Below are 12,158 nucleotides of genomic sequence, written 5' to 3'. Positions count from 1 at the left end.
TTACCGCCCTGTATGCCTTGTCGCACTGACACGCCCACGCTTGAACGCGTCTATCTCCACACGGCCAGCTTGAAAAAGCTCCTGCATAACAGGGACCGACCGGTTAGGGTCGCACACACCACACATGAAGATATCCACCGCTGCGAAGTGACGCTCCGGCCATGTATGGATGGAAATATGGCTCTCAGCCAAAACAATCACGCCAGAAACCCCACCATTTGGCGTAAAATGATGGAAATGTCCATGAAGAATCGTTGCCCCTGCTGCCTTTGCAGCCCGCCTTAACGTAGCGTCTATTTGTTCGGGGTCGTCCAGATTTCTGGCATTCCAGAAATCAACAAGCAGATGATTACCTGCATAGGTCTCACCACCTTGCTTGATAAAAAAGTCCTTACAGTCTTCGACTGCGTGAATTGCCTCAGTGTTCTGGATATCTCTCGGAAGGTCCGATTCCATCCCCAGTCGAGCAAGTGCGTCCATAACGTACTCCTGAACCAGCAGATTATCGCCCCCCTTCCCGAATGAAGGAGCGTCGAACTCGTTTTCTAAGAAAATATAACGCTAAACGCAACTGTTTTTTAAAAATCTGCTAAATGGACGCAATAATACTCCATAAAAATGGGGAGGAAAATCCTCCCCATTAAGCCATAACCACTCTGTGATTATAAAACCGCAACCTTTATTAGTTACGTGTTTTATCAACCAGCTTGTTCTTGGCAATCCACGGCATCATCTCACGCAATTTTGCCCCGACCTTCTCAATCTGATGTTGTTCATCACGGGCACGGGATGCCTTAAAGCCAACATTGCCGGACTGATTCTCCAAGATGAAGTTCCGCACGAATGTCCCATCCTGAATATCCTTCAGCACAGCACGCATGGCATCCTTCGCTTCAGAGGTCACAACGCGCGGCCCGCTGACATATTCCCCATATTCCGCCGTGTTGGAAATGGAGTAATTGACGTTGGAGATACCACCTTCATAAAGCAGATCCACAATCAATTTCATCTCATGCAGACACTCAAAATACGCCATCTCTGGGGCATAGCCTGCTTCAACCAGCGTCTCAAACCCGGCTTTGATAAGCTCAATCGTCCCACCGCACAGCACGGCTTGCTCACCAAACAAGTCTGTCTCCACTTCCTCACGGAAGCTCGTCTCAATCACGCCAGCGCGCCCACCACCAACGGCAGAGGCGTAGGACAGAGCAATATCCTTCGCATGGCCAGAAGCATCCTGATGCACAGCCACCAAGCATGGGACACCACCACCACGCTGATATTCAGAGCGCACCGTATGGCCGGGGCCTTTCGGAGCAATCAAGAACACATCCATCTCGGCAGTTGGCTCAATCAGGCGGAAATGGATAGCCAGACCATGCGCAAACACCAGAGCCGTGCCGGGTTTTAAATGCGGGGCCAGATGCTCTTTATACAGAGCGGCCTGACCTTCATCTGGTGTCAAAATCATCACAACATCGGCCCAAGCGGCGGCCTCGGCGGGTGTTACAACGCGGAAGCCCGCTGCCTCTGCCTTTGCGCGCGCCTTAGATTCTGGCCGCAGAGCGACAACAATATCCTTCACCCCGCTATCACGCAGATTGTTGGCATGGGCATGGCCTTGGCTACCATAACCGATGATGGCAACCTTCTTGCCACAAATCAGATTAATATCCGCATCGCGATCATAATAAACACGCATTGTACTCATCCTTCCTTTCCAAAACACACAATAGCGACCCGCCGCTTAGGCAGCCCGTAAAACCCATCTCTCAAACGAGGCGTTTGCCTTCTTCTGTCAGCTTCGCCCCGCCAAACACACGCCCCGGCCCTAGGAGCATCTGGTCATGGCTGGCCCCAGAGGGAATCATGGGGAAGCAACATTCCTCTTGCGCTACATGGACATCCACCAACACCGGCCCATCATGCGCCAACATAGTGGTAATGGCCTCATCCAACCCGCCCAGCGTCTCAACCCGCAACCCACGGATGCCAAACGACTCCGCCAGCTTCACAAAATCCGGCAAAGCTGCACTGTAAGACTGAGAATAGCGGGATTCATGCACTAGCTCCTGCCATTGGCGTACCATCCCCATATAATGATTATTGAGGATGAAGATTTTCACCGGCAGGCGATATTGGGCGATTGTTCCTAACTCCTGAATATTCATCAGGGTAGAGGCCTCACCGGCAATATCAATCACTAAAGCATCAGGATGAGCAATCTGCGCGCCTTCTGCTGCTGGCAGGCCATAGCCCATTGTACCTAGCCCACCGGAGGTCAACCAATGGTTAGGCTCATCAAAACCGAAATATTGCGCCGCCCACATTTGATGCTGCCCAACCTCGGTCGTAACAAAACAATCCCGCCCGCTAGCCTTCACCTTTTCATACAAGCGGCTTAACGCATATTGCGGCTTAATAATGGCTGTATCGGCTTTATCTTGCTCAAAGCCAAAGCCCTCAACAGCGCGCCATTGGGCAATCTCCTGCCACCAGCTGGAAAGATCCGCTGCTTGCGTATCCCCCCATTCTGCCAGCAAGGCCTTTAAAGTCGCCTTGAGGTCCCCCTGCAAAGCGACATCAACCTTTACAATCTTACCAAACTCACGCGGGTCAATATCCGCCTGAATCTTGAAGGAATGAGGGGAGAACCCATCCACACGGCCCGTTACCCGGTCATCAAACCGTGCCCCAAGGGCTACCAGCACGTCACAATCATGCGCGGCCATATTCGCTTCAACCGCCCCATGCATCCCCAGCATGCCTAAAAACGGCTCACTAGAGGACGGATACGCCCCTAAACCCATCAGAGTAGAGGTCACGGGGAAGCCCGTTTTCTCCGCTAACTGACGTAGCAATTTTGCGGCTTCCGGCCCGGCATTAATAACGCCACCCCCCACATAAAGCAGCGGCTTACGGGCGTTCTTCATCGCCTCAATCGCACGCTTTACCGCATGCCCCTCCAGAGATGGACCCGCCTCTTTACAAGCAGGTTGTGCCGGGCGCGGCGGCAAGGGGGCTTCCGAGACTGTGATATTCTTAGGTAAATCCACCAAAACCGGGCCGGGCCTGCCAGAACGCGCTACGGCAAAGGCCTCGCGAATCGTAGGGGCTAAAGCCGCAGCCTCACGCACTTGGACGCTCTGCTTCGTAGCGGGGCGCGTAATGCTCACCATATCCGCCTCTTGGAAGGCATCCTTCCCGATTAAGGGAACAGGCACCTGCCCAGCCAAACAAACAAGCGGGATGGAATCCATCTTCGCATCCATCAGACCTGTTACGGCATTGGTTGCACCGGGGCCGGATGTCACCAACACCACACCCACTTTACCTGTGGAGCGTGCATAAGCTTCCGCCGCATGGGTTGCCGCTTGCTCATGCCGGACGAGAATATGACGGATCGCCTTTTGCTTAAAAAGCGCATCATAAATAGGGAGGACCGCACCACCGGGATAGCCAAAAATGACATCCACGCCTTCTTCCTCAAGAACGCGTAAAATGACCTCAGCACCTGTTGCCATCATCGGAGCTGTCTCGCTGGCAGGCATGGCGTATATCCTCTCGCCGGTTAACGCAACGCTTCTGCTCTATCGCTCTAAACCGGCTCCGTCAATTCTAGATGATATAAAATATTCAATTTCGCGCATTTTTTTACTCGAAAAGAACTCTTTTCCGCTCGTTCTGTGAAATATTATTTCGCCATCTCCATCTTTGCTAAGAGCATGATGGCGGAACCATGTCGCTTGGCGGCGCGTATAACGGCCAATGGCGCGGGTCGCTTGTAGGCGAGCTTCATCAAGGCTCCATTGCCCCTCTAGCACTTGTCCTAACTCTGGCACACCATGCGCCCGCATAGCAGGGAGGCCCTCAGGGAGGTTCTGCCGTCGTAGCGCGGCGACTTCCTCCATCGCCCCAGCCTCCAGCATGGCATCAAAGCGTTGAGCAATGGCAGAACGTAACTCATCACGCAGAGGGTCCAGCATGAGGGATATAAACCGGTAAGGTGCTGCCGGTAGGCCCTCCGCCGCCCTCCATGAGGCTAAACCCCGGCCTGTTCCCATCAGCACTTCCCAAGCCCGACTCACACGTTGAGAATCTTGTGGGTGAAGATGAGAGGCTGTTTGAGGGTCTGCCTTCATCAATTTTTCGTGTAACGCTTCAGGCCCAATCTCCATAAGCAGGGCGCGGGCTTGTTGGCGTGCCTCTGCCCCGGGGTCGGGGACTTCCACAAGGCCATCGGTCAAGGCGCGTAGATACATACCCGTCCCCCCGCAGAGGATAGGCAACCGCCCTGCGGCGCGGCATTCTGCCATTATAGCGAGGGCCTGCTTACGCCACCATGCAACACTACCTGCTGTAGCCGCAGGCAAAACCCCATATAAACGATGCGGAATCGCCTCCTCCTCCGCCTCACTTGGGCGGGCGGTGAGGATGCGTAACTCCCGGTAAACCTGCATAGAATCCGCATTAATGACCGTACCACAATACAGGTCTGCCAAATGAAAGGCCAAAGCTGACTTGCCCGAACAGGTTGGTCCGGCCACAATAAGGGCGTTTTCAGAAGAGCTCATACACTTATTCTGCCATATCTTCTGATGTTTTAGCGAGAGATGTCATGTCCCTACCTTGTGTTCTGACTCTTGTTGCCAATCGCCGCAATGGGACCCTTCCCAAAGAGGCGATCGACATTGCCCGCAATCTTGTCAAAGGTGAACCGCCGGTCGTGCTGTCCGAGGGTGAAGCCGTTGATATTTTTTGCCCGCCTCCCGGCCCCGGTGATGCCACGCCTGCAACAATCCGTGCCGCCCTTGCCCCTTATAAGGTCGATGCTATCCTCACCAAGACGCGGGGCCGCCGTAAGGCTGTCCTCGTCTCCGATATGGATAGCACCATCTTTGATGGCGAAACGCTGGATGACCTTGCCAAGGCCACCGGCACAGGTGACTATGTCGCCGAGATTACCAAACGCGCGATGAATGGCGAGATGGAGTTTGATGAATCCCTCCGCAAACGGACCATCGGGCTAAAAGGCCATCCTGAATCCTTGCTAAAGGACGTGCTAGAGAAGCTCCCCTTCACCGATGGGATTAAAGAGCTTGTCCAGACCATGAAGGCCAATGGCGCACGCACGGCTCTCATCTCCGGTGGGTTTGATTGGTTCACCGAGCGTGCGGCTAAAAAGCTCGGCTTTGATGAGCATTACGGCAATCTCCTTGAGATTAAAGACGGAATCATCACAGGTCAGCTCATTGGCGATATTCTCGGCCCAGATGCTAAGAAGAAACATCTTGAGCAAATTTGTGCCGAGCGTGGTGTTCAGCTCTCTGCCAGCATCACAACTGGTGATGGGGCTAATGACATCCCCATGCTCCAAGCCGCGGGGCTTGGCATTGCCTATCATGCAAAGCCAAATGTCCGCCAAGTGGTGGAGCAACAAGTCAACTTCACAGGGATGCGGACGCATCTCTTTGCCCAAGGCTATAAAGCCTCCGACATTGTCGGCGGGGAGTAACCTTCCCCTCACCCCTATGCCTTCGGCATCTCCATAACGGAGAGCCGGGGTCTAGGGCCTCTCCTTATGCATCTTATATTTTAGGCAAACCTAAAAACGCCTCTCGCGTTTCCCGCCTTGTTTTTTTGCCAAAACATGGCTGCCTAGACGCTCCAACACTTCTTTAAGTGATTCATCATCTATACCCTCCACTGCGATGGACGCCCCATTGCATTGCTTAGGGCGAGGGGGGGATTTTCTCTTTGGTTGGACCGGGCGATCCTGCAATAATTTAATCTGCGTTAGAGCATCTGCCCCCGATAAACCACAAGCTGTATTAATATTGGCCAAAATACGCGGGGCTGCATATTGCATCTCCACCGCTGCGGGGCCACAACATCGTATCGTCAACACACCCGGCCGCAAACGGCATGGCTCGCTCACCTCTGCCAAGGCTGTCCCTACAAGCGTCTCCCACTCCATAAGCAGACGCACATAAAGGGGCGATTTTTTACGGAAGATTGGCTGGGTTAATCGTGGTAAAAGCGCACCTATCATCCGCCCCCCAACCCGGCGATACTCTGTCTTATCCGCTTTCTTTGTCTTTTTTTCCGATGAATCTTCCGTCATATACTGCCCCATTATTCCCCCCTCATCATAGCGTACTAAGCCCATCGTGACACCTAATTCCGCCCAACTTCTCCAATGGTATGACCGCCACCGCCGTAACCTCCCATGGCGTGCAGCCCCCGGCCAGCAAGCAGAGCCTTACCATGTCTGGCTCAGTGAAATCATGCTCCAGCAGACTGTCGCGCAAACAGTCATCCCTTATTATGAGCGTTTTTTAGAGCATTTCCCCACAATTGATGCTCTCGCCGCTGCCCCCTTAGAGACAGTCCTCCAACTTTGGGCAGGGCTTGGTTATTATGCACGGGCCCGTAACTTACATGCATGTGCCAAAGCAGTTCACGAGATAGGAGGATTTCCCTCTACAATTGAAGCCCTACAAAAACTCCCCGGCATTGGGGCTTATACCTCCCGTGCGATTGCGGCCATTGCTTTTAATATTCCCACCGTGCCTGTTGATGGCAATGTGGAGCGCATCACAGCACGGCTCAATGCTGTGGAGGAACCTTTACCCGCCTCGCGCCCGCTTTTAGCTCAGCTTGCCAGCCATCTAAATGATGACCCCGCCGCACAAGCGCGCCCTTCCGATTTTGCACAAGCTTTGTTCGACCTCGGGGCTAGCCTATGCTCTCCCCGTTCGCCCTCCTGCTTAACCTGCCCATGGCATGAAGAGTGCCTCGCCCGAATACGCAATCTAGCCCCCCTGCTCCCTGCACGGGAGAAGAAAAAACCACGCCCCACGCGCCATGCCATTCTTTTTCGCATCATTGATGCCCAAGGCCGCGTCTTACTCCGCCCCCGTCCTCCATCAGGCTTATTAGGTGGCACAGATGAACTCCCCGGCACGCCATGGGCGGATGACAAAATAACCCCCTCCCTTACACAGCTTAAAAAAACAGCTTTTACGCATGATGCGCCCTTCCCCACCCAATGGGAGCATTGCGGGGAGGTGAAGCATATTTTCAGCCATTTCACCTTAATGGTCCATATTTATGGCTGCACCTTACCGGCTAAGAGCAACTACCCTATCCCTGCCTCTTATGGTCGTTTTCTCCCCTTTAAAGAGGCCATTCTCTCTAGCGTGATGAAGAAGTGCCTCCTCATCGGGACACAGCATAAACCTGTTATGCGCTAAATTGTTTCACATGAAACATAGAGACATAAAAAGGGAGGCTAGGCCCCAGCCTCCCTTCCCTCATAAGGTCACATGCCAGCAAAATTAGGCAAGCTTCTTTACCAGCCCTGCCACATGCTGCCCGAGGAAGCGCGCACCCTCTAGCTCTGTCTCACTTGGCTGACGAGAGCCATCACCTGAGGCAATTGTCGTCGCCCCATAAGGTGCACCACCGGTAATCTCATCATTACGCATCTGTCCTTGGAAGCTATAAGGTAGCCCACTAATCACTAAGCCATGATGCAACAAGTTAGACATCAAAGAATAAAGCGTTGTCTCCTGCCCACCATGCTGGGTCGCTGTGGAGGTAAAAACAGCACCGACCTTACCAATCAATGCCCCTTTTGCCCAAAGACCACCCGTTTGGTCCCAGAAATTGGCCATCTGTGCTGGTAAACGCCCAAAGCGCGTAGGTGCCCCAACAATAATACCATCATAATGAACCAAATCATCAGGCGAGGCGATTGGGGCTTTTTGATCCACTTTAAAATGATGCGCCTTCGCCGCCTCTTCGGGCACTAATTCCGGCACACGTTTTACATCTACCTCTAGCCCAGCTTTGCGCACACCCTCTGCAATATTATAGGCCATTGTCTCTACATGACCATAAGAGGAATAATAAAGAACAAGAATCTTCGACATATTACGCCACCTTTTCCGCGTGACCTTCTCTATCAAAAGGTCACTTCACCCCATACGCTAATGGTCAGATCATGAGGCGCATAGAACAAAAATAGAAAGGGAGCTTTTCACGTTTCTATAGCCTTACCCTTCCGCCATGAAGGAGCTTCAAAATGGCGTATGAGATGCTCCATCAACAACGTAACGCGTTGTGGGCGCAAAGCCCGCCCCGTTGTGACAAGATACAACCCTACATCCTCCACATGCCAACCGGGGAGAAGCCCCACCAATCGCCCTGCCTCCAGCGCGTCACTTACTAAAAACTCTGGCAAAAGACTAAAGCCTAACCCCGCTTCTAAAGCCGGAAGAAAGCCCTCTACATTATCTGATTGAAGGCGCGCCTTTTGGGAAAGCATATAAACCTCCCCTTTATGCACCCCCTCCCCCATAAGGCGAATCATCCCCGGTGCCACACCATTGCTATAAATAAAGCTCTTTTGGCCTTCTAAATCCCGTGGGTGTGTTATCCCCCCTAAAGAGGCCGCATAGGAAGGGGCTGCAACAAGCAACCGCCGCACGGTACACAACTTCCGCGCAGTTAGTGCGGAATCAGCTAGCCGCGTAATACGAATTACAAGGTCATAACCTTCGGCAATCAGATCCACAAAAGAATCACTAAAATTAACCATAAGGTCAATCTCTGGATAATTTTCCAAAAATGAAGGGAGAATAGGCGAGATATGCCGAATACCGAAAATCGTAGGGGCTGCTATTTTAATAAGACCAGAAGGCTGAACCTTCCCCCCACGCGCCTCAGCCTCTGCTAGCTCCGCTTCTAAAAAGATACGATTTGCCCGCTCCAACACCATATGCCCAGCTTGTGTGATGGACATATGCCGAGAATTACGGCTGAATAACGACACACCTAAAGACTGCTCTAAACGACTCACCGCTTTAGAGACAGTCGGCGGGGAGAGTTGCAGTTCCTTCGCTGCCTGCGAGAAAGAGCCATATTCAGCCACTTTGGCAAAAATAGCCCATGCTTCAAAGTCTGGTAATTTCATGGCGTCTCATAGCCTCCCGATAAGGAAGTTAATTTTATATTAACAAAATGGTGCAAAATTAAGACGATGATAGTTTTAGAACAAATAGCTTTCTTTTCTTTCTATACACTATCTATCTCTTAGATTTTAGACTCCTCCTATCACCTTATGAAGGAGTTCTTCTATCATGATAGACATCCGTCCCTTTGCAACATTGGGCCATGCGCATCATGGGTGGCTGGACGCTCATCATCATTTTTCCTTTGCTCATTATATGGACCCTAAGCGTATGAATTGGGGCCATCTCCGCGTATGGAATGATGATATCATCGCCCCCGGTACAGGGTTTGACACCCACCCTCATCGGGATATGGAAATCATCACCTATGTGCGTGAAGGGGCTATTACCCATAAAGATAGCCTCGGCAATAGCGGGCGGACGGAAGCTGGTGATGTACAAGTGATGTCTGCTGGGACGGGGATATTCCACAGCGAATATAATCTTGAGGCCATCCCTACCAAGATATTCCAAATATGGATCATTCCCACATCAAAAGGCCATGCGCCCTCTTGGGGGACGCGTCATTTTCCCAAAAATGACCAAACAAGCCAGATGAGCATCCTCGCCTCCGGCTATGCTGAGGACGAGGGGGCTTTGCCTATCCATGCAGATGCCCGTGTGGTTGGCTTCAATTTACAAAAAGGGCAAGATATCCGCTATCAATTAGGGGAAAACCGACTGGGCTATCTCGTCCCCGCTAAGGGCAGCCTCCTCCTTAATGGGCAAAGCATCACATCCCGCGCTGGGGCCGCCATCGCCCAACAAGAAGCTCTAACACTAAAAGCCCTAGAGGATACGGAAGTGGTTTTAGTCGATGTAACGGCCTAACCCCAAACCTACCGGGGTGCAATTTTATGGTTTCAACTAGAATGTTTCCCGTGAAACCTATATGCCACCTATATGCCTATGAGACACTCCGGTAGGATTATTATGCCTCTTTCTTCCCCTTTTGAGCATATGACAGCAGCAAACGCCCATCATCTCTGGCTATTAGATGCAACAGGCCAAATGATGAGCCATGATAGCCTTGCTGATGCAATTATCCTCCAACCCTTTACAGCACATCAGCTCCCCGGCCTTGCCCTTTATCTAAAGGCTCCTCTCACCTCTTATGAGGATAACCCCCCTCTCACGGCACGGTTTCATAAACGCATCTCCCTCCCCTTCCCTCTGCCAGAGAGTGACATCATCCCCACATCACGCGGTTTGATAACCCTCCGCAATGCAGAAACAAACCGTCATTGGCTTACCTTTAGGTCGGAGGATAATACGCTTGATTTCACTGCCGAGAGCCAAGATGAAGCAAGCTCTTTCCTCCCCTTAACACTAGAGGGCTATAAAGGGCTTGCACGCCTCATCGACCAAAACCACGCTGAACTCCGCGCGTTAAATCAGCATGTTATTGGCCCAGCTCATGTTTCATCAGAGGTGCCCTTCCATCTCCATATTGGAGAGATTGACGTCCCCCTCCCTGAAAATCTTTCTGAATTAACACGCCTTGGGCAACTCCCCGCCGGACAACAAGATGTCATCACCTTACAACAAGGTGATGATCCCTCCCTTGCCTCTACCTTCATCATCCATATCCACACATAAAAAAACCCCCTGCGTTATATACGCAGAGGGCTTTTCCCTAGTTTAGCGTAGATGCTTAAACCAGCTTAGCAGCCTTTTAGAGCCTTACGGACCCCTTCGGCATAGGCAGGGTCAACCTTCTCAAACAAAGCAAGCTGACGGTCGATGATATTTTGCGGCACACCAGCCATAGCCCCTGCGATATTGTTGAACAGACGCTGCTTCTGCCCTGCATCAAACAGATGGAACAAAGCACGCGGCTGAGCGAAGTCGTCACCATCCTTACGATGCTCGTAATAGGTGGCATCCCCACTAACACGCAGCGGCGGCTCCATCGCTGCTAAATCCTCTACCGGGCCACCAAAGGAGTTTGGCTCATAATAATCGCCATCGCCACGCTTTGGCACATCATGAAGCATCGGCCCATCAAGATGATAATTCTTCACCTTGATTTTAGGACGGTTAATCGGCAATGCCTCATAATGCGTCCCAACACGGTAGCGATGCGCATCTGCATAGGCGAAGATACGCCCCTGCAACATACGGTCAGGAGAGAAACCAATACCCGGCACAATATTGGATGGAGAGAACGAAGCCTGCTCAACCTCAGCGAAGTAATTCTCTGGGTTGCGGTTAAGCTCTAGCTCACCAACCTCAATCAACGGATAATCCTTATGAGACCAAACCTTGGTTACATCAAACGGATTAAAGTTGACGCGCTCGGCTTCTTCTTCTTCCATCACCTGGATATAGAACGTCCATTTGGGGAAGTTCCCCTTCTCGATGTTCTCATACAGGTCTTCTTGTGTGGATTCACGGGTCTTAGCAACAACCTCGGCCGCTTCCTCAGTTGTGTAGAACTCATGACCTTGCTGGGTCTTGAAGTGGAACTTCACCCAGAAGCGCTCACCTTTCGCATTCCACATGGAGTAGGTATGGCTGCCATACCCGTTCATGTTACGGATGCCTTTAGGGATACCACGATCAGACATCAGGATAGTGACCTGATGCAAGCTCTCCGGGCTAAGAGACCAGAAGTCCCACATCGCTGTAGCAGAACGCAGATTAGTGCGTGGATGACGCTTTTGCGTATGGATGAAGTCCGGGAACTTGATCGGATCACGGATGAAGAAGACCGGCGTGTTATTACCCACCAAATCCCAGTTACCGTCATCGGTATAGAACTTCAGCGCCCAACCGCGTACGTCACGCTCGGCATCAGCAGCCCCGCGCTCACCAGCAACGGTGGAAGCCCGCAAGAACATCTCCGTCTTCTTCCCAACCTTGGAGAAAAGAGACGCACATGTATATTTCGTGATGTCCTTTGTGACAGTCAATGTCCCATGGGCACCAACACCCTTAGCATGGACGGTACGCTCTGGGATACGCTCACGATTCTGGTGAGCCAGCTTTTCAATTAGCTGATAATTCTCCAGCAGCAACGGACCACGAGGACCAGCAGATTTACTGTCCTGATTGCTCACCCAAGGGGCACCGGCTGTTGTGCGAATGATGTTTTTATCAGACATTTAAAGGACTCCTTCCTTACTATCTGATGTCAGA

At 51.9% G+C, this 12,158-nt stretch carries 12 protein-coding genes; 4 read left to right on the top strand and 8 right to left on the bottom strand.

Annotated elements, in window-relative coordinates; all coding sequences use genetic code 11:
- The 4 genes from speD to miaA form a co-directional block, all read right to left on the bottom strand.
- Nucleotides 1–480: an adenosylmethionine decarboxylase gene (speD, locus tag NQF89_RS01765; RefSeq protein WP_099026633.1), complete on the bottom strand. Its 480-nt coding sequence runs from the start codon at nucleotides 478–480 to the stop codon at nucleotides 1–3.
- 202 nt (nucleotides 481–682) lie between these two features.
- On the bottom strand, nucleotides 683–1,702 hold the full coding sequence (gene ilvC / locus NQF89_RS01760; RefSeq protein ID WP_266137383.1) for a ketol-acid reductoisomerase: 1,020 nt from the start codon (nucleotides 1,700–1,702) through the stop codon (nucleotides 683–685).
- Between the two features lie 70 nt (nucleotides 1,703–1,772).
- Entirely contained in the window at nucleotides 1,773–3,551 is a 1,779-nt protein-coding gene (gene ilvB, locus NQF89_RS01755) for a biosynthetic-type acetolactate synthase large subunit (RefSeq protein ID WP_099026631.1), read from the bottom strand.
- 39 nt (nucleotides 3,552–3,590) lie between these two features.
- A complete protein-coding gene (miaA, locus tag NQF89_RS01750; RefSeq protein ID WP_266137357.1) occupies nucleotides 3,591–4,574 on the bottom strand; it encodes a tRNA (adenosine(37)-N6)-dimethylallyltransferase MiaA in 984 nt (327 codons plus the stop codon).
- 44 nt (nucleotides 4,575–4,618) lie between these two features.
- On the opposite strand from miaA, the gene serB reads away from it, so the two are divergent.
- Nucleotides 4,619–5,515 (top strand): phosphoserine phosphatase SerB, encoded by an 897-nt coding sequence (gene serB, locus NQF89_RS01745; protein ID WP_099026629.1) that lies wholly within the window; start codon nucleotides 4,619–4,621, stop codon nucleotides 5,513–5,515.
- A gap of 90 nt (nucleotides 5,516–5,605) precedes the next feature.
- Here serB and NQF89_RS01740 read toward each other — a convergent pair whose 3' ends face one another.
- A complete protein-coding gene (locus tag NQF89_RS01740) occupies nucleotides 5,606–6,124 on the bottom strand; it encodes a DUF721 domain-containing protein (RefSeq protein WP_266137356.1) in 519 nt (172 codons plus the stop codon).
- 46 nt (nucleotides 6,125–6,170) lie between these two features.
- Here NQF89_RS01740 and NQF89_RS01735 point away from each other — a divergent pair, with 46 nt between their 5' ends.
- Entirely contained in the window at nucleotides 6,171–7,256 is a 1,086-nt protein-coding gene (locus tag NQF89_RS01735; protein WP_266137355.1) for an A/G-specific adenine glycosylase, read from the top strand.
- 84 nt (nucleotides 7,257–7,340) lie between these two features.
- Here NQF89_RS01735 and wrbA read toward each other — a convergent pair whose 3' ends face one another.
- Both wrbA and NQF89_RS01725 read right to left on the bottom strand, forming a co-directional pair.
- Nucleotides 7,341–7,937, bottom strand: a complete 597-nt coding sequence (gene wrbA, locus NQF89_RS01730) for an NAD(P)H:quinone oxidoreductase (RefSeq protein WP_155572496.1) — start codon at nucleotides 7,935–7,937, stop codon at nucleotides 7,341–7,343.
- 107 nt (nucleotides 7,938–8,044) lie between these two features.
- Nucleotides 8,045–8,980, bottom strand: a complete 936-nt coding sequence (locus NQF89_RS01725; protein ID WP_155579786.1) for a LysR family transcriptional regulator — start codon at nucleotides 8,978–8,980, stop codon at nucleotides 8,045–8,047.
- 166 nt (nucleotides 8,981–9,146) lie between these two features.
- Here NQF89_RS01725 and NQF89_RS01720 point away from each other — a divergent pair, with 166 nt between their 5' ends.
- Together NQF89_RS01720 and NQF89_RS01715 are read left to right on the top strand one after the other, a co-directional pair.
- Nucleotides 9,147–9,848 (top strand): pirin family protein, encoded by a 702-nt coding sequence (locus tag NQF89_RS01720; protein ID WP_155579785.1) that lies wholly within the window; start codon nucleotides 9,147–9,149, stop codon nucleotides 9,846–9,848.
- 102 nt (nucleotides 9,849–9,950) lie between these two features.
- The gene (locus tag NQF89_RS01715) at nucleotides 9,951–10,616 is read left to right on the top strand and encodes a hypothetical protein (RefSeq protein WP_266137354.1); all 666 of its coding nucleotides are present in this window, start codon (nucleotides 9,951–9,953) and stop codon (nucleotides 10,614–10,616) included.
- A 65-nt stretch (nucleotides 10,617–10,681) separates the two neighbouring features.
- On the opposite strand, the gene NQF89_RS01710 is transcribed toward NQF89_RS01715, so the two are convergent.
- Nucleotides 10,682–12,124, bottom strand: coding sequence for a catalase (locus tag NQF89_RS01710; protein ID WP_099026622.1), 1,443 nt, complete (start codon nucleotides 12,122–12,124; stop codon nucleotides 10,682–10,684).
- Nucleotides 12,125–12,158: the final 34 nt, after the last annotated feature.

Origin of the sequence: Bombella pollinis (assembly GCF_026385485.1) — a bacterium.
GTDB classification, from domain to species: domain Bacteria; phylum Pseudomonadota; class Alphaproteobacteria; order Acetobacterales; family Acetobacteraceae; genus Bombella; species Bombella pollinis.
Note: the sequence above shows the minus strand (reverse complement) of the source record. Positions and strands in the feature narration are given on the sequence as shown.